Raw genomic sequence first — 26,149 nt, 5'->3', positions numbered from 1 at the left:
TTTCTGACAAATATTTCTCAAATAAACTTCGAGTAATTCTTACCATCAATCAATGAAATATTTTCGATCGATCAATCAGTAAAAATCCACACAAGTTGTTCTTCATAATCTCTTAATGATCTTCTTGCTGATTCGTCATCAGCAAGACCTTCGCTTCAAGTTATTCACTACATTGCGTTGGTGTGCTGCGTATTCTATAGAATTTTATTTGCAGCGCAAGTGCATTTAAATAAATAATTCAAAAAACCCATTCAACTGGTTATTTTTAAAGCAAAACATGCGTTTTAGATTAAATTACAGTCAATATAATCAAGTTATCTACCATATAAATGCGCTATCTAAATAAAAAAAACAGCTAACGCTGTTTTTTTTAGAATGTACCAGCTACTGTGCTTGTTCAGCAAGCCAAGCCATAAACGCTTGGCGTTCAGATTTAGATGCACTTTTCCAACTATTAATTAATTGTTGAGCATTGCCAGAACTTGTTAAATCTTTTTGTTTATCTGTCCCAGCTTTCGCAACAACAGCTTGTGACGTATAGACCGGTGCAGGTTGTACCACTGTCGTTGCTTTTTGAGTTAGATCGGTTGGTGCATCAGTAAATAGATTTTGAAGAATACCTGCATTTTGAGTTTTACTGCCCTTTTGCTCAACCAGTAACTGATTTTTGGCATTGTATAGACCAAAGATCGGCTGCTTAGCATAAGCCTTGGCATCATCATGGTTTTGCGGAGGATTGATCAGCGCCAAACGGTAAGACTGTTGGTCTTGTAAAATTGGAGTCTTAATATTCACAACCCCTGAGCGAACAATATCGTGTGAGCCAATACCCGGATGCTCTTCAAAAAACTGAGTGTAGCGAACACTGATAATATTTTCACCAGCATCAATATTATATTTATTGTCAGAACTGAATAAACGACTCTTAACCTCTTGCCCATTTAAGCCTTCAATTTTTATTTCCTCTGGAGCAGTAATAGTCACTGCTGAAAATACTGAAGTACTCAACATCAATGCTGCTGTTGCAAGGGTTATGCGTAAGGTCATTTTTACACTCTATCGATGGTTTATTAAAGTTTAGTTGCACTATGCAGTGTATAAATGACAATTTTATGACAATTTCTGAGCTTAGAACCAACTCAGCACTACAATATATAGTGCTAAGCTTTGATATTTTAAAGATAAATCGCTAAACAAAAAAAGAGCAGATCTACTCTGCTCTTTTTCATTTCTTAGATTCTCATAAGAAGTGCAACAGAGATTAATTTAGGTAAGAAGTAAGATGAGATAGCATTTTGCTTCCAGACCGACCAAAGTCAAAGTTGCACAATGAACTATACTCATCTTACCCAAGAAGAAAGATATCAGATTTACGCTTTACTGCGTGAAGGATTTTCTAAACGACATATCGCATTCAGGCTTCAAAGAGCACCTTCTACAATCATTCGCGAAATTCAACGTAATAAAAATCGAAATGGTTACTTTGCAAAGCATGCCCATAAATTGGCTCGCAAGCGTTTCTCTCCAAATTCTAAAACCATTTCACAAGAGCAATGGCAAGAGGTGAAAAAGTTATTGTCTTTGCAATGGAGTCCAGAACAGATTTCTTCGCATATTGCAGTGAGTTTGCATTCTATCTATCGCTATATTCATAGGGATAAACGTGTTGGAGAAAGTTTGTATAAGAATTTACGCTCTAGAAATCAACGTAAAAGAAAATATGGTCATCCTGAAACACGTGGTCAACTCACGAATCGTAGAAATATCAAAGAAAGACCTTTAGTTGTTGAAGAGCGTTCAAGATTTGGGGATCTTGAAATTGATACGATTGTTGGGTAATCCCCCCTAAAAATAATAGGATTTAAAAGTAGAATTTTCTCTTAAGATACAAGCAGGAGATTCTGCATGAAAACATCTAAATTTACTGACAGCCAGATCATGTCTATCTTGAAGCAAGCGGAGTCTGGTACACCTGTTGCGGCCCTTTGTCGTGAACATGGTATGAGTAATGCAACCTTCTATAAATGGCGTGCTAAATATGGCGGCATGGATACATCTTTGATGGCACGGCTGAAAGAGTTGGAAACAGAAAATACCAGACTAAAAAAAATGTATGCTGAAGAACGATTAAAAGCAGAAATTATTCAGGAAGCGATGTCAAAAAAGTGGTAAAACCATCTTGTCGACGTCAGATGGCTCAACAGGCAGTGGCCCAACATGCTGTTAGTATCCGTTTAGCTTGCACTGCATTTGGCATAAGTGAAACCTGCTACCGTTATCAGGCTAGACTCAGTGATGACAATGTGCTCATTGCAGAACAGCTCATTGAACTCACTGAGGAAAATACCGATTTGGGCTTTGGTCTATGCTTCTCGTATTTACGGCATGTTGAGAGTCACTGCTGGAATCACAAGCGGGTTTATCGCATTTACTGTGAGTTGGCACTGAATCTGCGTATTAAACCGAGAAGAAGACTAAAACGACATGTGCCTGAACCACTGAAAGAGCCAATACGTGCAAACCAGGTTTGGTCACTGGATTTTATGCATGATCAACTTTCCGATGGTCGCAAGTTTCGATTATTGAATGTGATTGATGATTACCGCCGCGAAGGCCTAGCCATTGAACCAGGGTTCTCATTGCCCACAATTAGGGTCATTCGTACGTTGAATCAATTGCTGGAGTGGAGAGAAAAACCGTTAGTGATCCGATGCCTTGCGTAGCAGTGCTACTCAGGCCCCGAGTTTATCAGTCACGAATTTGTGCGCTGGGCTATTGAGCACGGTATTCGTATTGAATATATTCAACCGGGTAAGCCACAGCAGAATGCGTATATTGAACGATATAATCGGACTATACGTTATAGTTGGCTGAGCAAGCATTTGTTTGATACGTTAGAAGAAGTTCAGGATTACGCAACTGATTGGCTGTGGCATTACAATCATGAAAGACCACACCAAGCTAACAAAGGAAGGCCACCTCTAATGGCTGCTTAACCTCTACTTTTAACTTCGGTTATTTATGGGAGGATTACCGTTGGTAAACATCATCAGCAGTCATTGGTTTCAATTGTTGATCGTAAAACGGGGTATCTCTGGTTGAAGAAATGTTGTAATCGTAAGAGTGACGAAATATTAAAAACTACGATTGAATTGCTTAGCCCGATGAAGAGAGATTTAAAGACGATCACAGCAGATAATGGTAAAGAGTTTAGTTTGCATGCACAGATTGCAAAAGAATTAGAAATAGAAATAGATTTTTACTTTGCAGATCCGTATAGCTCATGGCAAAGAGGCACAAATGAGAATACAAATGGCTTGATTAGACAATATATTTTGAAAGGAAGTGATTTAAATGATTATTCTGATCAATATATTGAAGAGATCACTACAAAACTAAACTATCGGCCAAGAAAAAGACTCGGATTTAAAAGTCCGAGTCAGGTATTATTGCAAGAACATGGTGTTGCACTTCAAATGCTAATCTAAGTTTTAAAAACTAGCGATTAATTAAATGTTTTAAAGCGGTCCGCTTCCGCCATAAATGTTTTCTCACCCGCAGGTGCTTCAATCGAACCAAAAACAAGTTGTGCACGAAGTTTCCAATTCGCAGGGATATCGAAGATCTCTGCAATCTCAGCATCTACGATTGGATTGTAATGCTGTAATGACGCACCAATATTTTGTTCAGATAACGCAGTCCATACGGCAAATTGAGCAATTGCAGAAGAATGTTCAGACCACACTGGGAAATTATCTGCATAAAGCGCAAATTGTTCCTGCAATGATTTTACAACATCTTGGTCTTCATAAAATAAAACCGTACCATAGCCTGCTGCAAAGCTATTAATTTTTGCATTTGTGCCTTCAAAAGCAGTTTCTGGAACAATTTTACGTAAAGTTTCACGCACCACATTCCAAAACTGTAAATGCGACTCACCAAACAAAGTCACAATACGAGAAGTCTGTGAGTTAAATGCAGAAGGACTGTGATTTACCGCTTCTTTAATTACAGATTCAATTTGTTCTGGTGTTAATGCTACATTTTTACCAACAGCATAAATGGTACGACGTTGTTTGATGTGGTCTAAAAATGACATGTTATTTTCCTCAGCGATCTCACGATCTTGTTATATGCAGTTTCATATTCATCATAGCTATAATTTCAAATTTGAACATGCTTAATTCAGCGACATAGTGTCTTAAAAATAGAACAATATGCCATAACATTACAAAACTTGATCTAGAAACCACTAAAGACTATGTCGTGTCATTATGCATAGATCATAAAGCGCTCTTCATCTTTATAATGTTCTTTTTCAGCGACTTTTTCCTCTATCGAACCAAAGACCAATTGCGCGCGTAACAGCCAATGTTTTGGAATCTCAAAAACCTTTGAAATGTCAGCATCAATACTCGGGTTATAATGTTGTAATGATGCACCCAAACCTGCATCTGCTAAACAAGTCCATACAGCATATTGGGCCATACCTGAAACTTGCTCTGACCAAACTGGAAATTCTGCCGCATCAAAAGGAATTTTCTTTTGTAATTGTTGAATGATCTGCTGATCTTCATAGAATAGAACTGTACCAAACCCTGCCGAGCATTGATCAACCTTCAGTTCTGCACCAGCGAAAATATGCGCGGGGACTAACTTGCGCTGCACTTCTTTTACGACATTCCAAAAATGATGATGCGCGTCACCCATTAAAATCACAATACAAGTACTTTGTGAATTATGTGCCGAAGGACAACTTCGCACAGCCTCTTGGATCAATTCAGCTAAATACACCTGACTTAAATGCACACGCTTCCCTAAAACATAAATACTACGGCGCTTTTTTAGTTGATCGATAAATGTGGTTTGTTTTAGGTCTTCTTCGTGATTTTTTTTAAATTTTAAGTCTTTGGTTAAGTCCGTTGTTAGAACTTGTCCAATTTTATGTAATAAAGCCATACCGTGTTCCCCAAAATGTACAGTGATGCCTATTGTGTTAGGTACTAGTGTAATCTCAGGAGAATCACTTATATTCATTATGTGATTTCTAAATGCTTGTTTTTAAAACAAACAAATTGAATAAAAAAATAAACTCCGCATTTAGCGGAGTTTATGTGACTGATCTAACACTTTAAAAACAGTATTGTTGAGTCTTATTTCTCTGTTTCGAACAAAGCAGCAACAAAGGATTTTGCAGAGAAAGGACGTAAGTCATCAATTTTCTCACCAACACCAATGAAGCGAATTGGAACATGCGTACGACTGGCAATATTAAATAGTACACCACCTTTCGCAGTACCATCGAGTTTAGTAATCGTCAGGCCTGTCAAGCCAACTGCCTCATCAAACATTTCTACTTGATTAATCGCATTTTGACCCGTTCCTGCATCGACCACCAACATAACTTCGTGTGGCGCGGTCGCATCGATTTTTTGCATAACACGTTTTACTTTGGTCAACTCTTGCATGAGATGACCTTTGTTATGTAAACGACCTGCGGTATCTGCGATCAAGACATCAACACCTTTCGCACGCGCACTTTCAAACGCATCGAAAATGACAGAAGCGCTGTCAGCACCATGGCCTTGGGCTACTACGGCAATATTATTACGCTCACCCCAAATTTGAAGCTGCTCAGTCGCTGCCGCACGGAAAGTATCTCCCGCAGCAAGCATCACTTTCTTGCCTTCACCTTGTAAACGTTTTGCCAATTTACCAATGGTTGTAGTTTTACCCACACCGTTTACACCCACCACCAAAATCACATAAGGCGTTTTGTTCGGATCGATGTGTAAAGGTTTCACACGTGGTGCAAGTAAAGCCACCAACTCTTCTTGAAGCGCTTTATAGAGCGAGTGCGAGTAAATTAAATCGCCACGTGCAGTACGTTCAGTCAAGTTAGCAATAATGGTTTTCGTTGCATCTACACCGATGTCGGCTACTAGAAGCTGCTCTTCAACTTCTTCAAGCAGTTCGTCATCAATTTCCTTACCGCCGATCAAAATATTGACCATACCATCGGCAAGGTTTTTACGGGTTTTGGTTAACCCTTCTTTCATGCGGCTAAAAAAACCACCTTTTGCAGATGCATCTGCTTCTTCTACGTTTGTTTCAGCAACCACAACTGGACTAACAACTGTTTGCTCTTTTGTTTCAACGATTGGCACATTGACCACAGGTAAACTTGGTAGTGTGACATCGTCATCCCCGATATCAGCATCAATCAAAAATTTGTTCTGCTCATTAGATTGCTGTTGCATGCCGAATCCTTGAAAAGCACTGCGTTAAAAAAGACGGATTCTACCATAAAAGATAGGCTTCCGCTTAGCAACAATACTTTATGTAAACACTTAACAAATCAATACTTCTGGCGCTTGATCTACTTCGCATTTTTCTTAAGAATGGTTATTTATTGAAATGCTTTAACTTCACTTCAACCTGAGCCCAAATTTTATATGCATCACTTATTAGTCACGCATTCTTATAAAAAAAGTTTAGTTGCACTGGGTTTAACTCTACTTTGTTTACCTATAACTACCCATGCACAAATACGCAGTGAACTTACCCGCAGTAGTTTTGAAACTACTTTAAGCAATGGCTTGCAGGTGATTATCCGTGAAGATCACCGCTCCCCAATGGTCATGACCCAAATTTGGTACAAAGTCGGTAGCACTGATGAGTCTGGAAATATAACGGGTATTTCGCATGTACTGGAACATATGATGTTTAAAGGCACATCCAAAGTTCCCAATGACGAATTCAGTCGCTTAAGTCGAATCTATGGCGGTACAGTAAATGCCGCAACATTTACCAATTACACCAATTACTATCAGCTTTATCCTAAAACTTACTTCCCGATGGCTCTAGAGCTTGAAGCCGATCGTATGCGCAATCTCTTACTACGGAAACAAGACTTTGACCCTGAAATTAAAGTGGTGATGGAGGAGCGACGCCTGCGTACCGATGACAACCCACGTTCACTCGCTTTCGAACGTTTCAAATGGATTTCGTATCCCACAAGCCACTATCGTCAACCCGTCATTGGGCACATGAAACACTTGCAAAACATCAGTCTAGATGACGTGAAACAGTGGTATCAAAAATGGTATAGCCCAAACAATGCGATTTTGGTGATTGTCGGTGATGTCAATGCAGAATCCGCGCTCCGACAAGTTCAAAAATACTTTGGCGACATCAAAAGTCATCCAACACCTGTACGCAATGATGTGACTGAGTTTGAGAACATTGGTTACCGTCACATGGAACAAAATACCAATGTTGAAGTGCCAAATTTATATATGGCTTGGAATGTGAAATCGCTTGCAACAGCAAGCAATCCAGAAGATGTTTATGCACTCACACTTATTCGAAGCTTGTTAGATAGCGGGATCAGCTCTCGATTACAACAGCGCCTTGTACGCGACAAAAAATTAGCGACCGCACTGAGTGTCAGTTATGACCCTTATAACCGTGGAGACAGTCTATTTAGTATCTCCGCACTTCCTGTCACTGGCGTGGAACTTCCCGAACTACAAAAAGCCATTGAACATGAAATTGAGCGACTCCAAACAGAACTTGTTCAACCACAAGAGCTAGAACGGATAAGTACACGCTTCGTTGCAAACTTAATTTATGGTCAAGATGACATTATCGGGCAAGCAAAGATGATTGGAAACTTAGCCGTGAATGGCTTGAATTATCGACTGATGGATCAGCTTCCACAGCATTTTGAAGCGGTTACACCTGAAGATATTCAGCACGTTGCTCAAACTGCTTTTGTTCGTAATAACTTAAGTACGTTGTACCTTCAACCAGAAAAGAAGGCCACAAAATAATGAAAAATCAAAAGACCATCTTTCACCTATTATTTATTACCATGTCTACCTTTTGCACTACCAATGTAATTGCAGATGTAAGTACAAGCAGTATTAGCAATGATGACCCACGTACATTACAGTCTGTTGCTTCTCTACAAAGCTTAAAACAAGTTCAAGCCAGCGACTTTTATACAGCACCACATGTACACGAACTTAAAAACAAATACAAAGTTCGAAGTCTATTTGTTGAGTCACCCGCCTTACCTATGGTGGATATTCAACTTACCTTTAATGCAGGCTCTGCACGAGATATAGAAGTAGAAAAAGGCCTATATGGTGTTGCCAATATGGCGGCACAACTCATCGATGAAGGCACCACGCAACATAATGCAGTTGAAATCGCGAATGCCTTTGAACAAGTCGGGGCTCGTTTTAGTGTAGCTGCACACCGTGACATGTTTGTGGTTCGACTGCGTTCGTTGTCTGACCCTAAAAAACTAGATGCTGCGGTAAGTACGATGCTTGAAGTATTAAAAGACTCTACTTTTAAAAATAACAGTATTAATTTGATGGTGAGCAATACCCAAGTGGGTCAGAAGCAATTGAAAGAAAGTCCGAGTCGATTGATGAGTATTCGCTTTTATCGCGCGCTCTACGGTTCGCACCCTTATGCGGAACCGATTACAGGCACCAATGGCAGTATTAAAAAAATTACGACTCAGCACTTAAAAAAATTCAGAGATGAGTTTTTGGTTAGTCAAAATATGAATATTGCACTGACAGGCCAACTCAGTGTGAAACAAGCACAGAAACTGGCTGAACGAATAAGTGCAGCCATCCCACAAGGTGAAGCAGCAAAGCCACTTGCTATACCACAAGATAAACCTAACTTTGATATTCAACACATTCTGTTTAATTCAACTCAAGCCCATGTCACCATGGGACATCTATCAACCACGCGGGATGATCCGGATCGTTTAGCACTCGAACTGGCTAACCGTATGTTGGGTGGGGGGGGATTTAGCTCCATTTTAATGAAAGAACTACGTGTTAAACGTGGATACACCTATGGAGCAAACAGTGCTTTTACATTTAGTCAAGCGGCTGGAAGTTTTAGTCTAAGTTATTCAACCCAGCAAGATCAGCTCATAGACAGCATACAAGTGGCGCATAAAGCCCTAGTTGACTTTGTCCATCAACCAATTGATGCACAGCAGTTAGAAGAAACCAAAGCTGGTATGTTACGCAGTCTACCTAACAGCTATAGCAGCAATGCAAACATCAATGCACAACTGGGCTCTATAGGGTTTTATCAGCAAGATGCGAATTATTTAGCAGACTACCCAAAACGTTTAGCTGCGATCACGCCTTTAGATGTTCAAAATGCGATACGTAAACACATTCACCCTGAAAGTCTTACGCTCGTGATTGTCAGTAATGCTTTAGATAAAGAGCAACTTCGACATATTTTAGAATTGAATCTTGACCCGAATATTAAGCAAAGCATGCCGCATCCTGATCAAATTCCTGCGATTATTGAACCTCCGGAGCCAATGCCGGAAGCTGCTTCGCCCGACTCTGTTCAAACTGATGAGCCTGCATTAATCTAAAGTAATCAATATAGGAAATCTGGTTTTCCAAAACCAGATCTTGAGCCATCTCTTGTGTTTCTGGGAAAGTCGCTTGATGAGATAAGCGACTTACATTTTCAAATTGGTTTGGAGAAATGGGCCGAGATAAAGCAATACTCGATAAAACGACAATAAGCATAATGATCGATGCCATCAGACCATTATAAATTTGTACAAGTGTAATCTGTGATTTTAATTTAAGAATTTTTTGGATCGCAATGTGCATAACCTACCTCTAGTGAAACTAGTGTAAGTAGCGAATTGCATAATCACAAGTTGAAATGCTGAAAAATGCCCCCATTAATGCTAAAGAGGACATAATTTCAGCAAGTCAGATTGTTTGTAAAGCAGAAGTCTAACCAACAATGCTACGAATAACTGCAAAATAGAGCACTAAGGCAATTACCCCCAATGCAATCATAATGGCGAAAGCCCCAACACCATTTTCTGCATCTGCAGGGTGTGCAGGATCGTCATCTGCAATACGTCTTAGCTCCCCATTGTATGTTTCATAAAAATCAGCCCGTTGATTTTCATCAAGCTGACGTGTGAAATCATAAACTCGTTTACGTTGTGCCAAACAAAAATCCCCAAGATGAATTTCTTGATGGAAAACTGCTTCATCTAATAGTGTTCGGTGATATTGCGCCAACGCTACAATTTGAGAAACAGTTGGAGGCATATCAAAATCAAAACCGTCTAATGTATTTGTCATGTTATTCTCCTTATAAAATACAGTTTCCTGTTTTATTATCATATTCAATCTTTTGATTGTTCATTGTTTAATCATGTAAACAAAATAAGATGAAGAATACTCGACAATATATTTGACAATTCCAGCAATTTGTAATAAATATTTAACATTAGCGTGATATTTATATCTAAAGGTAAAAATACCTTTAAGTGATCATAATTAGAATAAGGAGCTTAATATGATTCAACAAATCTCTCATCATGACTTAGAACATGCGTATGCGGATGCAGTAAACACCATTCAATCACAAATGAACTTCGTAGAAGCAGTACAACAGTTAGAAAGCGTTGCACGCGCTGGCCACGGTAAAGCAGCACTATTTTTAGCAGAACTTTATTATCAAGGTTTCCGCGTAGAACGCGACTCGCTGAAAGCACAATACTGGCAACAGCTTGCCACCATGAAAGCATAATAAAACGTCACCTAGGTGGCGTTTTTTTTGAGGCTAACATTTTGATATGACATATTTATTTACATAGTTATGCAAAGCTTACACTGAACTTTCATCTTAATTATTTAAAATAGCGTCATGTTCCTTAATGACATAACGCTATGTACAAAATTTTGAAACTACAACCGATTTCAAATCATTTATATTTAAAAATCAATATTCTAAGAGGCATGATGTACTGCGGTATTCTTTGGGGTCTTTACAATGCTGAACAGCAAGGCTGGGCGATGACTTCAGATCACGATGACTATGTTTTCCCTTTTTGGCTCAATGGTTTACACGCACACCAATATGCTCAATTGCACTGGCCAAACTATATTCCTAAAAAAATCACGCCACAAGATTTCCAAAGTGCATTACTGCCTACTCTGTCACGCTTAAAAGTCACCCCTGCGCTATGTAATGGCACAAAGCGCATGAAGCTCAGCACGTCTCAAATGCGTCACTTTTTCTTCAATGACCGTATTCTGTCGCCAGCTTAAGGCTCATTAAGAACAATAAGACGTAATTAACTTGTTATTTTATTGAGAGCTATGACTGTAAAGTATTTGCTTTTTTTTTAAATCGCGCTAATTTAAATATAAAACAATAACCACAACCGAGGATATGCCCTATGACCAATGTTGCTCAAGTATTAAAAGATAAAGTACATCAAGCAATCTACACCATCAGCCCTGAAGCCACCGTTCTTGAAGCAATTTCACTTATGGCAGATAAAGGCATTGGTGCACTTGTGGTCACACAAGAAGAACGCGTTGTAGGTATATTGTCCGAACGTGACTATATGCGCAAAGTCATGTTGATGGAACGTAGTTCGAAGCAAACTACAGTCAATGAAATTATGACAGCCAAAGTACTGACAGTCACAACAGCCGTTACGGTTGAAGAATGTTTAGACCTGATGACAGACCGCCACCTACGTCACTTGCCTGTGGTTGAACAAGATAAATTATTGGGACTCATTTCTATTGGTGACTTGGTGAAAGCGGCAATGGATGATCAAAAGAAACTGATTGAGCAACTACAACAGTATATTTCAGGTTAAATTTTAATGTTTAGGTGTTCAACCATAAACATATACTCAGCATTGGCTATTAATGATAAAAACAAGATCATAAAAAATCCCTGCACTAAGCAGGGCTTTTTATATGTAAATATAAAAGGCTTAAAACTTAGTTCAGACCTAATTTTGCAGCGACATAGTCTGCATCTTTGTCGCCACGACCAGATACATTCACCACTATTTTAATATCTTTGGCCAACTTTGGAGCTTCACGAAGCGCCCATGCTACGGCATGTGAACTTTCAAGTGCAGGGACAATCCCTTCAACACGTGACAATCGCATAAACGCATCCAAGCACTCTTGATCAGTCGCAGTGGTGTATTCAACACGACCCAAGTCTTTCAGCAGACTGTGCTGAGGCCCGACGCCAGGATAATCTAGACCTGAAGCAATCGAGTGTACTGGTAACGGTTCACCTTGATCATTTTCAAGTACATAACACGCCATACCATGAATTTGACTTGGTTTGCCTAAGGTTAACGTTGCTGAGTGCATGTCGGTATCTAGACCATGACCAGCAGGCTCTACACCAATCAATTTCACATCAGCATCGTTCAAAAATGCGGTGAAAGCCCCCATAGCATTTGAACCGCCACCGACACATGCAACCACATAATCTGGGTTCGCACCAAAGCGCTCATGGGTTTGTTCTTTAATTTCTTTACCAATAATCGACTGGAAGTCGCGCACCATCATTGGAAATGGATGTGGACCAACAACCGAACCAATCGCATAGATATAATGGGTTGGATCTTTTAAATACTCTTCAAAAGCACTGTCCACAGCATCTTTCAGCGTTGCAGTACCACGTGTCACTGAAATGAGTGTTGCTCCAAGGATTTTCATTTTGACGACATTGGGATGTTCTTTTTCAATATCCACCTGCCCCATATGAATTTCACACGGAATCCCCACCAAAGCACAGGCTGTTGCTAATGCAACGCCGTGTTGACCTGCACCCGTTTCTGCAATCACTTTGGTTTTACCCATATATTTTGCAAGCAGCGCCTCACCCAAACAGTGATTAATTTTATGTGCGCCTGTGTGGTTTAAGTCTTCACGCTTTAGATAGATCTGTGCCCCGCCCAACTGTTCAGACAACCGTTTTGCATAAAACAACGGACTTGGACGACCAACATAGTGCGCAAACAGTTCAGCAAGTTCAGTTTGAAATTCTTCTGTTACACGAATTTGCTCGTAAGCGACTTTAATGTCATCCATTGCCGCTTTTAAGTGAGGTGGAATAAACTGACCACCATATTTCCCAAAAAAGCCTGCTTCATTAGGCAAAGCAATACCATTAATTTGATGATCCATTTTTTATGATCCTTATTCTTAAAATGTGCTTTCTTTCCAGCTTTATCGTGCTAAATACTTAGTCATATCCTCAACGCCTTTGAGGGTCATTGGGTACATATGGTCTTCAAAAATTTGCTTAATCAAACCAATCGTATGAGTGTAATGCCAATAACGGTCTTCTTCTGGGTTCAACCATGCTGTTTTTTCAAAATGATTGCGTAAGCGCTGTAGCCAGACATTGCCTGCTTCATCATTCATATATTCAACTGAACCACCCACAGAATTGAGTTCATAAGGTGCCATAGAGGCATCTCCAACCACAATTACACGATAGTCGCGTCCATAGGTATTGAATAAATCCCACGTATTCATACGGGTACTTGAGCGGCGTACATTGTCTTTCCAAACATAGTCATATAAACAGTTATGGAAATAGAAATACTCTAAAGTTTTAAACTCAGTTTTCGCCGCACTAAACAGTTTTTCGCATTGTGCAATGTGTGAATCCATTGATCCACCCACATCAAACAACATCAGCACCTTAATGCGATTACGACGTTCAGGCACGAGCTGCACATCGAGTATGCCTTGCTTCGCTGTTTCACGAATTGTACCGTCGATGTCTAACTCTTCAGCCGCACCTTGTCTGGCAAATTTACGCAAACGACGCAATGCCATTTGCATTTGGCGCGTCCCGAGAATTTGATCATCATCCAAATTCTGATATTTACGTTGTTCCCAAACTTTTACAGCAGAACGTTTACGTCCTGGCCCACCAATACGCACCCCTTCAGGATGATCACCATAAGCACCAAATGGAGACGTTCCTCCAGTGCCGATCATCTTGTTTCCACCCTGATGTTTCTTATGCTGTTCACGTAAGCGCTCTTCCAGCATTTTCATGAGTTCTTCTAATGAACCCGCTTTCTTTAATTCTTCACGCTGCTCAGGGCTTAGATGCTTTTCTAAGAGTTCCAAATCAAACCAGTCTTTCGGTAACTTTTGAACTTTATTGAGTAAATCATCTAAATCAAAAGTTGAAATGCCATCAAAGTAGTCTTTCATCCCTCGGTCAAATTTGTCAAAGAAGCGTTCATCTTTCACCATAATCGTTTTGGCGAGTTGATAGAACTCTTCTTGATCGGCAAAGACCAATCCTGAAGCAACAGCTTCATTCAGATCGATTAGTTCACGCGTCGAGACGGGAACACCGTATTTGCGTAAGGTATAAAACAAGCGCACAAACATGCGTGTTTCTCCTTTAGCGACGGGACATGAAGGCTAAACGTTCAAGCAACTGTACATCTTGTTCGTTTTTAATGAGTGCGCCATATAAAGGTGGAATGGCTTTAGACTTATCATGATTACGCAGTACATCTTCTGGCATATCATCAGCCATGAGCAAGCTTAACCAGTCAATCAATTCAGAAGTTGATGGTGGTTTTTTTAGACCCGGAACTTGACGTAATTTGAAGAAAACTTGTAATGCTTCATTGACCAATGCCGTTGAAATTTGCGGAAAATGAACATCAATAATTTCACGCATAGTTGCATCATCTGGAAATTCAATATAATGGAAGAAACAACGACGCAAGAATGCATCTGGAAGTTCTTTTTCATTATTTGAAGTAATAATCACAATAGGACGTTGTGATGCAGTAATGGTTTCGCCCGTCTCATATACATAGAAAGACATCTTATCCAATTCATGCAACAAGTCGTTTGGAAACTCAATGTCCGCCTTATCAATTTCATCAATCAATAAAACACAACGTTCTTCACTGGTGAATGCTTCCCACAATTTACCCGGTTTAATATAGTTTTTAATGTCATAAACACGGTCGTCACCCAGTTGGCTGTCACGTAGACGTGAAACTGCATCATACTCATATAAACCTTGCTGGGCTTTTGTGGTTGACTTGATGTGCCAAGTCAATAATTTTAAGCCTAAGCTTTCAGCCACTTGTTCAGCCAGTAAAGTTTTGCCCGTACCCGGCTCACCTTTGACCAACAAAGGCTTTTGTAAGCTACGTGCAGCTTTTACAGCAAGTTTTAAACTATCGGTAGCGATGTACTGATCTGTACCCGTAAATTGTTGTGTTTCAACAGACATGATTAAACCTTATTTTTATTAATTACAGCGGTGAATGATTGTTACTGACAACTACTTTGGTCTTATTAGCCACATATTTTGACCAAAAGAAACCGATCACAAGCCCCACACCCATGACAAAGAGAATCAGTGACAAATTTGACCAAATGAGTGCTGATTCTTTCGTTAACACACCGAAAAGCAAGCCAAAAATAGCCGGTGCAATCGATGAGTTTGGACCTTCGGAAACCGTTGGCGTCAATAAAATGGCAAAGATCATCATCCATGTGATGCCACCCAACAGCTTCGGCAGGCGTGTAGCAATGGAATACCAACACCACAAAATCAGCAAACTGCCCAAAAGGTAAACTGTGACAGCAATACTGTCTTCAGGAATTGAATCGAGCATTGAAAGAAAACTATCCACGGTGCAACTCCTGAATTATGCTTTATGCGCCACGAAGGCCTTCTGGTGCCGCAGCGTTCGGATTGATTAATCCTTCTGGCGGCATTTGTAGGAAGAAGCCCTGAGTTTGAATCGAATCCATGACATGCAATACATTTACACGGGCCAATTTACGCGCTTCACTCAGCTCTAACGACATCACAAAAGTCGCTCGACCAAATGCAACACGAACAGCTTCAGGTAAAACATTCAATGGGCTAAAATCTTCAGCGGCTTGATCAGCTTCAGTTGGACAAGCAATATAAAGATACATTTCATCTTTTTTGCTTGATTTATAAATAGAACATTGCATATCTAAAACAGCACTCAAATAACTCAAGCCACAGGATACATCAAATAAAAGCAGCTGACATTAGTCATGATTAACGCATCAGTCGTGATTTTGTATAAATATTCAAACTTCAGACCAATTGACTAATTATTAATCCATGACTTTCATTTGCGTTGAAAGATAGCTTTCATCACGGCGTAGGAGCTGAATTAAAGGTTGGGTTAACAAATCATAGCGCCAACCTAATAAATAATCAGGCAAGTTTTGCTCATCATTATGAAAAACCACATGTTGATGCAGTGCGTTCATCCACTTTTTTCGCATCAACACTTCTTTAGGAATGCTGGTTTCATTGACCACATTTTGAATTAAGTGATCAATCTTCTCCCCCACATCTTTTGAAGAATGACGGATCGGACGTGCCATACGTAGCGGCCAATCTGCTTGCTCAGGCAAGAACTTCACTAAATCTAAAATGGTTTTGCCATGCTCGCGGACAACGTTTTGACGTATGTCTTTTACACCCGATAACTGAAAAGCATTTTTCGGATTTTTCTCAACCAAATCAATCATGCTTGAGTTTTTCAAAATGAAACTACGTGGTGTATTTAGCGCTTTCACCATCTGTTCACGCCATACAGCCAACTGCTGTAACTGCATTAACTGACGACGTGAATGTCGATAGTTACCAATATCTTGATAGAGTAAATGCAAAGGCGTTTCTGTCGCGATCTCTTGCGTCAGATGCTGACAGTCCTCAAGTGCAAAATGTAAGAGTGACTTTGAATCAAGTTCTTGTTTAACTTTTTCTGAGAGATTCATCAAGTACAGCACATCGTTTGCCGCATAACTCAATTGTGCAGGGCTTAATGGTCGCGCCAACCAGTTTGAGCGCGTTTCCCCTTTATCGATATCAACATCCAACATTTGTTTCAGTGCATTTTGATAGCTCACTTGTAGACCATGTCCTAAGAAAGACATACCCACTTGGGTATCAAATACATTGTTTAAGGTTTTATGCTGTGCATAGTGATAAATCAGGTCGATATCTTCACTACATGCATGAAAGACATTTTGCTGTGCACGAAAAAGTTTATTCCAAAATTCAGATAAATCGAGTGTCGTACCATCGAGTAAATAGACATTGTTTTCGACATTGATTTGAAATACGCCTAACTTTGGCCATAAGGTATCGACTTTGATGAATTCTGTATCGAGTCCATAGACTTCGTTACGATCCATTTTTTCTAAGACTGGTGTTAAGTCTTGTTGCTGCTGAATAAACTGAAACATATCCTACTGCGTCTAATGCTAGATGCTCTTTGGGCTATCTTACCTGAATAAGATCATTTAGCTATCAAGATTTCTAAGGGTTTTTTAATTATTTGCCGTTTTTTGTGATTTTTTTATACAACTAGATTCAAATTAATATTTTTTTTATCTTACTCAAGATTTCAATCTTGTAGCTCAACTAAAAAAATGAAACAAGTATCGAAATACTTATTTCATTCGCATTCTGTTATGTACAGCTTGGCTTAAGGTATGACTATCGACATATTCAAGTTCGCCACCCTGTGGTACGCCTTGTGCAATACGCGTCATTTGGATCGGTAAATGTTTCGTCGCCTCAACCAAATAATGCGCTGTGGCCTGACCTTCTACCGTTGCATTGGTCGCCAAAATCACTTCTGTTACTTTACCATCGCCTAAACGCTGGATTAGATAAGGAATGCCGATCTCTTCAGGCCCAATACCATCAAGTGGAGATAAATGCCCACCCAATACATGGTACTTACCGCGGAAACTGCCACTTTGCTCAATCGCCATCACATCTGCGGGAGACTCAACCACACAAAGGAGTTGATCGTCACGTTCATGCGAGACGCAAATGTCACAAACTTCGTTTTCGGTCAGTGAGTGACACAAACTGCATTCGTGAATATAGCTGGTGGCTTCGTTTAAAGCATGTGCAAGACCCACAGCCCCTTCACGATTTTTCATAATCAGATGAAGCGCCATGCGCTGAGCCGATTTCGGCCCAACACTTGGCAAAATACGTAAAGCTTGTACCAATTGATCAAAACGATCGCTAAACACTATACGTATTCCTTAATTAGAATAAACCAGCAAGACCCGGTGGTAAGCCTGCACCTGAGTTCGCAGCTTTCATACGTTCTTCAGTGATTGCTTCTGCTTGACGTGCAGCATCATTCATTGCCGCAGCAATTAAGTCTTCAATCATATCTGCATCATCTTGCAATAATTCAGGATTGATTTCGATACGTTTTACCACATTGCGGCAAGTCATCGTCACTTTAACCAAACCACCACCAGCTTCAGCATGCACTTCAGTTTGCGCAAGCTCTTCTTTAGCTTTTTTAATGTTGCTTTCCATGTCTTTTTGCATGCGTTGAGCTTGCTGCATTAACATATTAATGTTCATTAAAATCTCCGAACATAAAATTAAAAAATTAGATTAAGTCTAAACCACGTGTGATATCGCGAATAATATCATCAATATCTTCTAAACCAACAGAAACACGAACTAAACCTTCACGAATTCCTGCGGCTTGTTTCGCTTCTGGTGAAAGTTTGCCATGGGTAGTCGTTGCAGGATGGGTAATGGTCGATTTAGCATCGCCCAAGTTGCCTGTAATTGAAATAAATTGGGTATTATCAATAACAGTCCAAGCCCCTTCACGCTCGCCTTTCACTTCAAAAGAAACGATCCCACCAAAGCCTGTTTGTTGCTTCGCTGCAAGCTCATGCCCAATATGCTCAGGTAAGCCTGCGTAATACACTTTTTCGACTTTCGGGTGTGTATTTAAGAATTCTGCCAGCTTTTGCGCACTTGCTGAGTGCTCGCGCATACGTAAACGTAAAGTCTCTAAGCCTTTTAAGAATACCCATGCATTGAAAGGACTCATTGAAGGCCCTGTGGTACGTACATAACCAAACACTTCTTCGAGTAATTTATGACTACCCACTACGGCACCACCAAGAGCACGACCTTGACCATCCAAATACTTCGTCGCTGAATAAATCACCAAGTCCGCACCAAACTCAATTGGGCGCTGTAATACTGGTGTGCAGAAACTATTATCAATCGCTAAAAGTGCGCCATTGGCATGTGCAATATCAGCAAGTGCTTGAATGTCTGCCACTTCAGCCAAAGGATTTGACGGAGACTCAACAAAAAGTAATTTAGTTTCAGGCTTAACGGCATTTTTCCATGCATCTAAATCTGTTAAATCGACAAAGTCGACAGTTACACCAAACTTAGCCACATATTTTTCAAACAAAGATACGGTCGAACCGAATACCGCACGTGAACAAATCACATGATCGCCTAGTTTTAAAAATGACATTGCCACGGCCATAATTGCGGCCATACCCGAACTGGTTGCCACTGCACGTTCAGCACCTTCTAAAGCTGCAAGGCGTTTTTCAAACATCGCAACAGTTGGGTTGGTAAAACGCGAGTAGATGTTCCCCTGCTCTTGACCTGAAAATTTTGCTGCGGCCTCTGCTGCATTTTCATAGACAAATGATGAGGTTAGAAAGATAGGTTCGCCATGTTCTCCCTCGAAACTACGCGTATGCCCAGTACGAATGGCTAAGGTATCTAATTGGTATTCAAATTCGTCTTGTAGGCTCATGGCTCTGGTTCAGTCGACGGACTGCCTTTGTAAAGAATTGCCAACATTTTGAGCGTCTAGGCTATTTAAGGTCAAGGTAAAATACGCGAATATTGATTAGACTTCGATCAAACTTTCTGCTTATTTGAGATCTAAGACCTATATGCACTCTTTAAAAACTAAAATTTCAACGCATCAAAATAAACTAAAGAATCTTTCTACGCGCATTTTTAATGGAAAGTCACTCATTTTGTCACAAAGCACACCTTATGAAGTGATTGAAACATTTGATCTGACCCAAATTCGCTATTACGCACCTGAAGTCCGTAAGTATAAAGAACCCTTAGTTTTTGTGGTCCCGCTAGCCATCAATATGTCTATTTACGACCTGTATCCTTATCGCTCACTGGTGAAGTACTTCCAACAGCAAGGCTTTGCCGTATATGTGATTGATTGGGGGAAATTAAATATTCATAACCGTCATTTTAACTTTCTGACGTTTATTGATTATTATATTCCACTCTGTATACAAAGCATTTTAAAACATAGCCACAGCGAGCAAATTTCTCTGCATGGGTGGAGTATGGCTGGCATTTTCGTGACCTTGTATACCGCCTTACATCAACCCAATTTTGTGAAAAATTTAATGGTTTTAGGGAGTCCAATTGACAGTTATAAATCTGGGCGAAATGGCCAGTTCTTTGCATATCTCAATCGAATCATTTCAAAAAGCAAAGCATTACAACAGCAAATTTATCAGGGCAAGATACCAAAGCGTCTACTTCATACCTCTGGAGGGTTAAATACTTTTGGTTTTAAAATCATTGATCCTATCGGCTGGTTTCAAAGTCATAAGAACTTACTGCTTAATTTAGATGACCATGAAGCCTTGTATGAACATGCCACCATTGGCGGTTTTCTCAATCGTATGATTGATTATCCTGGCGGCATCAATCAAGACATGCTTTTTAATGTTTGGCTGCGTAATCCACTCAAAACTGGACTAATCACATTAAATGAGAAAAGCATAGCTTTAAAAAATATACAGTGCTCATTGCTTGTGGCTGCGGGCACAACAGACCAACTTGTTACTGCAGAGGCAGCTCAGCCATTAACCCAATTGACAAGTAGCACCGATGTCACGTTTACTCTTATCCCAGGGGGACATTTAGGACTGATGTCGAGTAAGCGTAGTGCCGATGAATTTTGGCCTCAACTGGCTCAGTGGTTAAGTGAACGTTCAAGTAAAATTTAAATACTAAGGTTTGACATGATTCAGTCAGTTGCATTTATCGGTCTAGGCGCCATGGGTTATCGCATGGCATCACACTTACCTAAACACTTTGAACACGTGTGGGTATGGAATCGCAATTTTGATAAAGCAAAACAACATGCAGAAGCCTATGGCACGCAGGCGGTGGAACTTGCGCAAGCAGTTCAGGCCGATGTAGTCTTCTCTTGTCTTCCAACCAGTCAAGATATTGAAGACTTACTTGCACAAGTTGAACTCAAAGCAGGCAGTATTTGGGTCGATTGCACCAGCGGTGTACCCTCTTCTGCAAAAAAAGTAGCTGAACAGCTTAAACAACACGGTGTGGACTTTTTAGATGCACCGGTAAGTGGTCAAACTATTGGTGCTGATAATGCAACCCTTACGGTTATGATCGGTGGTGATACCGCAGCTTTTGAACGCGCACTACCAGCTATTCAAGCGTTTGGTAAACTGATTAAACACGTGGGCGAATCAGGTGCTGGTTTTGCAGTTAAAGCCGTAAACAATATGCTTTTGGCTGTGAACCTCTGTGCTGTTGCCGAAGGGTTTACCACCCTAAAAGCCCATGGCGTAAACTTAAACGAAGCATTAGATTGCATTAATGCGTCTAGTGGTAAAAGTGGCGTAACTGAAACTGTTTTACCACAGCGCATTCTCAACCGCAGCTTCCCGCTTACTTTTGCACTCCCTCTATTAGCAAAAGATACGGGCATTGCCGTTGATTTAGTCCGCGAAGCAAAACTATCCGCACCTGTGATTGGACTGGCTCAAAGTTTAATTCAAACTGCTAGTGATTTATCTGAAGCAGACAGCGATTTTTCTTCAGCAGTTAAACTATATGAGTCATGGAGCAAAATTACTTTAGAGTAATGCTTATCATAGTCAGTCATACTTTAACTTTAATCATAAGTTAAGCTATTCCGATGGCCGAACAAAAAGCCTCATAAAGAGGCTTTTTGTATATTTCTAATTTTATTGACATTTTGATTCATTAAGTGTCTGACTACATATTTAAAAGCCATACGTTGTATCGGACTAAGTTCTTGTTGGTGCATATTATAAAAATCATCTGGGCTAGCAAATAAACCGAAATCTTGATTAATCCCCTTGTCTTGGATAAAAGTATCATTCAAATTCCAATCGATAGGTGGATTTTCAAAGTTCTCGGTAAATACCCCAAAACCACAAAAAATTTTTGTTTGATGCTTATTTATACTTTGTAATTTTTCTAGATAAAGTCGATCAAGAATTACACCCTCCAAAATATACCATTGTCCATTCACATGAACTTCGACCCAACTATGCAAAATATTCTTGGGCGATAACTTATACCAAATGCCTTTGATTGCACCTTTTTGTAAGGCTTTATCGATGGTAAACCCATGTATCCGAGTGGCTACAACCACCGCTCGGAGTAACGCCATCAATAACGTTGCTTTGGTATTACACTGACCATAACCGTCGCTTAAGACTTGAGATGCCTGTATCGTATCTCCCGTGTTATAGCCAAATTGAACTTCATCACGAACAAAGTTATAAATATTCCTCACCTTATTAACTTCATCAAGATCTCTCCATTTGCGCTGTTCAATCAAATTTTGAATCGATGGATGGTAATAATCTAAAATCGGCGTCTGTTCTAATAGCCTTAGCATACTCAGCTCTCCAATAATGAATAACTTAAAAAAACTCATTGCTAATCGTAAAAAATTCCTGAAATAGAATTTGAGATGAGGCGAATATTAAAGGTTAAAAAAGCTGACGCACCGAAGCACTGTGGCCCTCTCAATGAAATCTAAAAATGTTAGAGCCTAAGAAAAGTTGTAAAAAATAGACTAAATTACATAAAAAACTTAAATATCCATTTCTATCCACCATCTTAAAAGCTATTGATATATATAAATTTTATGTATTATATGCAGCAATTATGAAGTAAAATTACAATTGAGTAAGAACTCACCATTGAATAAACAGAACAAACCCCTATAAAGTAATAGTGTGACTACATACAATGTTACAAACTGAGGAAATTCTCATGAAAAAGTTGACTGTAGCGGTTTTTGCCAGTCTTGCAACATTAATCGGGGCGCAAAGTTTTGCGGCATCACCTGAGCAAGAGTGTCAAAAATTAAAAGATGATCATGATGTCATTTATGCATCTAAAGGTTTCTGTTTTAAGGACCCTGAAGCGAAAGCAAAATTTGGCAATGATAATTGCTACACCACTAAACCGAAATTCTCTGAAAAAGAGCAACAACGTCTTGACGCCATTAAAGAACGTCAAAAAGAATTGAACTGTAAGTAAATCAGTTTAAGCGAAACTTAAGGAATAGACATGGCTTACGATGAGCAAAACATTTTTGCACGGATTTTACGTGGTGAACTTCCAGCCATAAAAGTATATGAAGATGACCAAGTTCTTGCATTCATGGATATTATGCCTCAAGCAGACGGTCATACTTTAGTCATACCCAAGACACCTGCGGTGACCTTACTCGACCTCCCTGCCGATGCTGCTGCCTACACCATTCAAGTGGTACAAAAAGTAGCAAAAGCCATTGAAGTCGGTTTGGATGCCCAAGGCATTGTCCTCATGCAACTGTCTGGAGCTGCTGCTGGGCAAACCGTCCCCCATGTACATTTCCACCTCATTCCGAGTTCGGTACATGAACTAGGTAAGCATGCCTTACAAATGGGTGATCAAGAAAAAATCAAAGCACAAGCAGAAAAAATTCGCGCTGCTTTGTAATTCCACCTATTCAATCAAGGAGCTTCGGCTCCTTTTTTTTAGGTCTAAAAATAAATAAGATCAATAATCTAAGTTCTCAAAATCAAGCTTAACAATTTATCGCGGAAATGCATTTGACATTGACTTGTTTAATATTTTTGTAATATTCCCTTAATATTAATGACTTATTTGTAATCAATAATGAGCGCCAAGAGACAGAAGTCTGATGAATAAAAAGACGACTGAATAACCTTTTATAGACGAATCAACAAAAAGTCTTTCTTGGAGCTACACATGAAAAAAACACTTTGCGCATTAGCAGTTGGGGCAACTTTACTTACACCAGCTTTAGCGATGGCTGCTGACGTAAAAATTTATGGCCGTGCGCATGTTTCTTTAGACTATCTAGATGATGGCGCTGACTATAACGAAGTTGGAATCTCTTCAAACTCTTCACGCTTAGGCTTCAAAGCTGAACAAGAGCTTGAAAATGGCATGACTGTATTCGGCCAAATTGAACAAGAAATCAATTTCGCAAGCGGTTCATCAAATAGCGACCTTGAGTTTGCAACACGAGATACTTTTGTAGGCTTAAAAGGTGACTTCGGTCAAGCACGTGTGGGTCGTTTTGACAGCCCATTCAAGGCTGCACGCGGTCCAATCAACTTCTTTGGCGACATGGTTGGTGACGTACGTAACGTAACACGTGTAGGTAACTTGAAGTTTGATGAGCGTAATGCAAATACTATCGAATATAAATCACCTAAATTTGGTAATGGCTTCAATGTATTAGGTGCACTTTCTTTACATGAAGCAAATAGCCCAGATGCAACAAAAGATGGTGCTAAAGACAAAGATAAAGCTTATGACTTAGCTTTAACCTATAAAGAAGGTAACGTCGACTTCGCTGCTGCATACGAACACTATGAAGAAGAAGCAACTAGCGGTGAGCGTGATGGTTTCCGTATCGCTGGCGCATACAAAATCACCCCTGACTTTAACTTAGGTGGCATGTACCAATTCCTACAACATGACAACTCTACAGTTACTCCTGATGCACAAGTCTTTGGTGTAGCGGGTGAATACAAGTTTGCTCCAAAAACTTTAGTACGTGGTGAAGTATTCTACCGTGATGTCGATGCAGATGATGCAAACTCAACATTACTCGCTGTTGGCCTTGAGCACCGCCTAGACAAAGCAGTTCGTTTATACGGTAACTTGGCAACGGTTATTAATGATGACAAATCAAACCTAACCCCTTGGAAAGAAGGCCGTACAAACAGCGTAAGCGGTGTAGCGGGTGAAAACAGTCTTGGTCTTTCTCTAGGAATGCGTTACGACTTCTAAGTTAGCGCTCCCCTAAAAATTAAAAAACACGCTTCGGCGTGTTTTTTTATCTAGAATTTCAAGTAATAAAAAAGCCATTCTAGGATGGCTTTTTTATTGTGAATTTAGCGTTTTAAAAAACCCGAAACCAAGTTCAATACCTGTTGGATATCCGCGTTGGCTTCTTGAGGGTTGGTTTGTCCTGCTTGCGGGGTGAGTGAATCAATAATTTGCGGTAATACTTGTGAAATAGCACTATATACATCTTGTTTAGGTGCATTCGCTTGCTCTGCAACTTGCTCCACCGCGGCATCATCAAACAAGTTTTGCACTTGCTCTGGATTTACACTGGCATTTTCTCCTGGCCCTGTTGAAACCCAGTCCTCGACCTGACTGCTTAAACCCTGTCCTTTGAGTTTATCTAAAGCTGCTTGCAAACCACCTTGCTGTTGAATCCATGCCAAAATCAAAGGCAATACCGCAATCAATAAACTTTTCCCACCGCCTGCAAATCCTGAGTTCTGCGAGTTTGGCACCTGTTGTGACTGTCCACCAGTCAAACCGCCCAACACCGAACCTAAAATATCGCCCAGACCCCCCTGTTGTGTTTGGCCTGTACCACCCGCCCCGAGTTGTCCAAGCACCGAACCCAAAATTCCACCCAAACCACTTTGTTGGTTTGACTGTTGCTGACCGCCCATGGCCTGCTTTGCTAAAATTTCTATAATATTATTCAGGTTCGTCATCACTTTATCCTTTCTAGGTTTTTTAAACAGCATACGATGTTTAAAAAAACCCTATAGAGATAAATTGTTAATTTTTGCTATGAATGGAAAAATACAGTCGCAGTCAAATCACCAACGGAATTTATTCCAGTTTTCAGGATTCGCCCAAAACTTTGAATTAAACCAGTCAGGCACATGCTTATAGGTCAAAATATTAAATTGCCATAAAGCAAAGTCTTTACCATGCGTCGTTTTATCGATTAGTTGAGTAAAACCTAAAGCACGAAGTAGTTGTTCATCCTGCAATTGACTCACTACCACAATACGCTTTGCCATCAAATCTCTTAAACGCACCAATAGTTGTGATTTTTGTTGTGAGCTTATATTTTGCATTTCTGCCGTATCAAAAAGCACAAAACCTAAATCATAGCGCTGGGTAAAAGGCAGATTTAAAAAGTCAGATACGCTAAAATATTGCCATTGAATAGATTGATGATGATTTGGGCTGAGATCCTGCCCAATGCACAATGCAGTTGAAATAGGCTGTTCTTGAGATAAATCGTCTAGCATAGAAGTAATGACGTTCAGTTCAGCCATAACCGCATCCTTAATAT

At 39.9% G+C, this 26,149-nt stretch carries 29 protein-coding genes and 1 pseudogene; 13 read left to right on the top strand and 17 right to left on the bottom strand.

What is annotated here, in order from left to right:
- Window positions 1-384: 384 nt before the first annotated feature.
- A complete protein-coding gene (locus tag KVY11_RS06780) occupies window positions 385-1,047 on the bottom strand; it encodes a DUF2057 family protein (RefSeq protein ID WP_218288498.1) in 663 nt (220 codons plus the stop codon).
- A gap of 282 nt (window positions 1,048-1,329) precedes the next feature.
- Here KVY11_RS06780 and KVY11_RS06775 point away from each other — a divergent pair, with 282 nt between their 5' ends.
- The 3 genes and pseudogenes from KVY11_RS06775 to KVY11_RS06765 all read left to right on the top strand — a co-directional run bounded on the left by KVY11_RS06775 (window position 1,330) and on the right by KVY11_RS06765 (window position 3,488).
- The gene (locus KVY11_RS06775) at window positions 1,330-1,839 is read left to right on the top strand and encodes an IS30 family transposase (RefSeq protein WP_218288497.1); all 510 of its coding nucleotides are present in this window, start codon (window positions 1,330-1,332) and stop codon (window positions 1,837-1,839) included.
- Window positions 1,840-1,905: 66 nt separating this feature from the next.
- A pseudogene (locus tag KVY11_RS06770) lies at window positions 1,906-2,996 on the top strand (IS3 family transposase).
- 21 nt (window positions 2,997-3,017) lie between these two features.
- Window positions 3,018-3,488 carry an IS30 family transposase gene (locus KVY11_RS06765; protein ID WP_371315981.1) on the top strand — a complete coding sequence of 157 codons (471 nt, stop codon included), beginning with the start codon at window positions 3,018-3,020 and terminating at the stop codon, window positions 3,486-3,488.
- A gap of 17 nt (window positions 3,489-3,505) precedes the next feature.
- Here the strand turns inward: KVY11_RS06765 and KVY11_RS06760 are convergent, their stop codons facing one another.
- From KVY11_RS06760 to ftsY, 3 genes are all read right to left on the bottom strand, one after another.
- A complete protein-coding gene (locus KVY11_RS06760; protein ID WP_218288495.1) occupies window positions 3,506-4,099 on the bottom strand; it encodes a nitroreductase family protein in 594 nt (197 codons plus the stop codon).
- 173 nt (window positions 4,100-4,272) lie between these two features.
- Entirely contained in the window at window positions 4,273-4,959 is a 687-nt protein-coding gene (locus tag KVY11_RS06755; RefSeq protein ID WP_218288494.1) for a nitroreductase family protein, read from the bottom strand.
- A 194-nt stretch (window positions 4,960-5,153) separates the two neighbouring features.
- Window positions 5,154-6,260 (bottom strand): signal recognition particle-docking protein FtsY, encoded by a 1,107-nt coding sequence (gene ftsY, locus KVY11_RS06750; RefSeq protein ID WP_218288493.1) that lies wholly within the window; start codon window positions 6,258-6,260, stop codon window positions 5,154-5,156.
- 195 nt (window positions 6,261-6,455) lie between these two features.
- On the opposite strand from ftsY, the gene KVY11_RS06745 reads away from it, so the two are divergent.
- Window positions 6,456-7,835 carry a pitrilysin family protein gene (locus KVY11_RS06745; protein ID WP_218288492.1) on the top strand — a complete coding sequence of 460 codons (1,380 nt, stop codon included), beginning with the start codon at window positions 6,456-6,458 and terminating at the stop codon, window positions 7,833-7,835.
- Window positions 7,835-9,427, top strand: a complete 1,593-nt coding sequence (locus KVY11_RS06740) for a pitrilysin family protein (RefSeq protein ID WP_218288491.1) — start codon at window positions 7,835-7,837, stop codon at window positions 9,425-9,427. Before KVY11_RS06745 ends, KVY11_RS06740 begins: the two co-directional genes overlap by 1 nt.
- A 376-nt stretch (window positions 9,428-9,803) precedes the next feature.
- Here KVY11_RS06740 and KVY11_RS06735 read toward each other — a convergent pair whose 3' ends face one another.
- Window positions 9,804-10,163, bottom strand: a complete 360-nt coding sequence (locus KVY11_RS06735; RefSeq protein ID WP_004697078.1) for a hypothetical protein — start codon at window positions 10,161-10,163, stop codon at window positions 9,804-9,806.
- Window positions 10,164-10,380: 217 nt separating this feature from the next.
- Here KVY11_RS06735 and KVY11_RS06730 point away from each other — a divergent pair, with 217 nt between their 5' ends.
- The 3 genes from KVY11_RS06730 (at window position 10,381) to KVY11_RS06720 (ending at window position 11,698) form a co-directional block, all read left to right on the top strand.
- Entirely contained in the window at window positions 10,381-10,614 is a 234-nt protein-coding gene (locus tag KVY11_RS06730) for a hypothetical protein (RefSeq protein WP_004697075.1), read from the top strand.
- Between the two features lie 140 nt (window positions 10,615-10,754).
- Window positions 10,755-11,135 (top strand): DUF2750 domain-containing protein, encoded by a 381-nt coding sequence (locus KVY11_RS06725; RefSeq protein WP_004984635.1) that lies wholly within the window; start codon window positions 10,755-10,757, stop codon window positions 11,133-11,135.
- Window positions 11,136-11,266: 131 nt separating this feature from the next.
- Window positions 11,267-11,698, top strand: a complete 432-nt coding sequence (locus tag KVY11_RS06720; RefSeq protein WP_183175094.1) for a CBS domain-containing protein — start codon at window positions 11,267-11,269, stop codon at window positions 11,696-11,698.
- A 127-nt stretch (window positions 11,699-11,825) separates the two neighbouring features.
- Here KVY11_RS06720 and trpB read toward each other — a convergent pair whose 3' ends face one another.
- The 9 genes from trpB to KVY11_RS06675 form a co-directional block, all read right to left on the bottom strand.
- On the bottom strand, window positions 11,826-13,034 hold the full coding sequence (gene trpB / locus KVY11_RS06715; RefSeq protein ID WP_218288490.1) for a tryptophan synthase subunit beta: 1,209 nt from the start codon (window positions 13,032-13,034) through the stop codon (window positions 11,826-11,828).
- 42 nt (window positions 13,035-13,076) lie between these two features.
- Complete coding sequence (locus KVY11_RS06710; protein ID WP_005401232.1) at window positions 13,077-14,264, bottom strand: VWA domain-containing protein; 1,188 nt, start codon at window positions 14,262-14,264, stop codon at window positions 13,077-13,079.
- Between the two features lie 13 nt (window positions 14,265-14,277).
- Entirely contained in the window at window positions 14,278-15,129 is an 852-nt protein-coding gene (locus KVY11_RS06705) for a MoxR family ATPase (RefSeq protein WP_004697065.1), read from the bottom strand.
- Between the two features lie 22 nt (window positions 15,130-15,151).
- Window positions 15,152-15,535 (bottom strand): hypothetical protein, encoded by a 384-nt coding sequence (locus KVY11_RS06700; protein ID WP_125274856.1) that lies wholly within the window; start codon window positions 15,533-15,535, stop codon window positions 15,152-15,154.
- A 22-nt stretch (window positions 15,536-15,557) separates the two neighbouring features.
- Window positions 15,558-15,866: a YcgL domain-containing protein gene (locus KVY11_RS06695; RefSeq protein ID WP_004984643.1), complete on the bottom strand. Its 309-nt coding sequence runs from the start codon at window positions 15,864-15,866 to the stop codon at window positions 15,558-15,560.
- A 129-nt stretch (window positions 15,867-15,995) separates the two neighbouring features.
- Window positions 15,996-17,138, bottom strand: coding sequence for an HRDC domain-containing protein (locus KVY11_RS06690; RefSeq protein ID WP_218288489.1), 1,143 nt, complete (start codon window positions 17,136-17,138; stop codon window positions 15,996-15,998).
- Between the two features lie 207 nt (window positions 17,139-17,345).
- Window positions 17,346-17,942, bottom strand: a complete 597-nt coding sequence (recR, locus tag KVY11_RS06685; protein WP_004697052.1) for a recombination mediator RecR — start codon at window positions 17,940-17,942, stop codon at window positions 17,346-17,348.
- Window positions 17,943-17,958: 16 nt separating this feature from the next.
- Complete coding sequence (locus KVY11_RS06680) at window positions 17,959-18,288, bottom strand: YbaB/EbfC family nucleoid-associated protein (protein ID WP_004984648.1); 330 nt, start codon at window positions 18,286-18,288, stop codon at window positions 17,959-17,961.
- A 28-nt stretch (window positions 18,289-18,316) separates the two neighbouring features.
- The gene (locus tag KVY11_RS06675; protein WP_218288488.1) at window positions 18,317-19,504 is read right to left on the bottom strand and encodes an O-succinylhomoserine sulfhydrylase; all 1,188 of its coding nucleotides are present in this window, start codon (window positions 19,502-19,504) and stop codon (window positions 18,317-18,319) included.
- A gap of 142 nt (window positions 19,505-19,646) precedes the next feature.
- On the opposite strand from KVY11_RS06675, the gene KVY11_RS06670 reads away from it, so the two are divergent.
- Both KVY11_RS06670 and KVY11_RS06665 read left to right on the top strand, forming a co-directional pair.
- On the top strand, window positions 19,647-20,738 hold the full coding sequence (locus KVY11_RS06670) for an alpha/beta fold hydrolase (RefSeq protein WP_218288487.1): 1,092 nt from the start codon (window positions 19,647-19,649) through the stop codon (window positions 20,736-20,738).
- 15 nt (window positions 20,739-20,753) lie between these two features.
- A complete protein-coding gene (locus tag KVY11_RS06665; RefSeq protein WP_010326781.1) occupies window positions 20,754-21,626 on the top strand; it encodes an NAD(P)-dependent oxidoreductase in 873 nt (290 codons plus the stop codon).
- A 71-nt stretch (window positions 21,627-21,697) separates the two neighbouring features.
- Here the strand turns inward: KVY11_RS06665 and KVY11_RS06660 are convergent, their stop codons facing one another.
- Window positions 21,698-22,411: a transglutaminase family protein gene (locus KVY11_RS06660; protein ID WP_218288513.1), complete on the bottom strand. Its 714-nt coding sequence runs from the start codon at window positions 22,409-22,411 to the stop codon at window positions 21,698-21,700.
- A gap of 380 nt (window positions 22,412-22,791) precedes the next feature.
- Between KVY11_RS06660 and KVY11_RS06655 the strand changes: the two genes are divergently transcribed.
- From KVY11_RS06655 to KVY11_RS06645, 3 genes are all read left to right on the top strand, one after another.
- Window positions 22,792-23,061 carry a YARHG domain-containing protein gene (locus tag KVY11_RS06655; protein ID WP_004697032.1) on the top strand — a complete coding sequence of 90 codons (270 nt, stop codon included), beginning with the start codon at window positions 22,792-22,794 and terminating at the stop codon, window positions 23,059-23,061.
- A 30-nt stretch (window positions 23,062-23,091) separates the two neighbouring features.
- Window positions 23,092-23,505, top strand: coding sequence for an HIT family protein (locus KVY11_RS06650; RefSeq protein WP_004697031.1), 414 nt, complete (start codon window positions 23,092-23,094; stop codon window positions 23,503-23,505).
- Window positions 23,506-23,778: 273 nt separating this feature from the next.
- Entirely contained in the window at window positions 23,779-24,831 is a 1,053-nt protein-coding gene (locus KVY11_RS06645) for a porin (protein ID WP_010326783.1), read from the top strand.
- A gap of 104 nt (window positions 24,832-24,935) precedes the next feature.
- On the opposite strand, the gene KVY11_RS06640 is transcribed toward KVY11_RS06645, so the two are convergent.
- Both KVY11_RS06640 and KVY11_RS06635 read right to left on the bottom strand, forming a co-directional pair.
- Complete coding sequence (locus KVY11_RS06640; protein ID WP_218288486.1) at window positions 24,936-25,556, bottom strand: YidB family protein; 621 nt, start codon at window positions 25,554-25,556, stop codon at window positions 24,936-24,938.
- A 108-nt stretch (window positions 25,557-25,664) separates the two neighbouring features.
- Window positions 25,665-26,132 (bottom strand): DUF6231 family protein, encoded by a 468-nt coding sequence (locus tag KVY11_RS06635; protein WP_218288485.1) that lies wholly within the window; start codon window positions 26,130-26,132, stop codon window positions 25,665-25,667.
- Window positions 26,133-26,149: the final 17 nt, after the last annotated feature.

The organism is Acinetobacter sp. CWB-G5 (assembly GCF_019209785.1).
Classification (GTDB): domain Bacteria; phylum Pseudomonadota; class Gammaproteobacteria; order Pseudomonadales; family Moraxellaceae; genus Acinetobacter; species Acinetobacter johnsonii.
The sequence above is the reverse complement of the archived record's forward strand: the minus strand, read 5'-3'. Positions and strand labels throughout refer to the sequence as shown.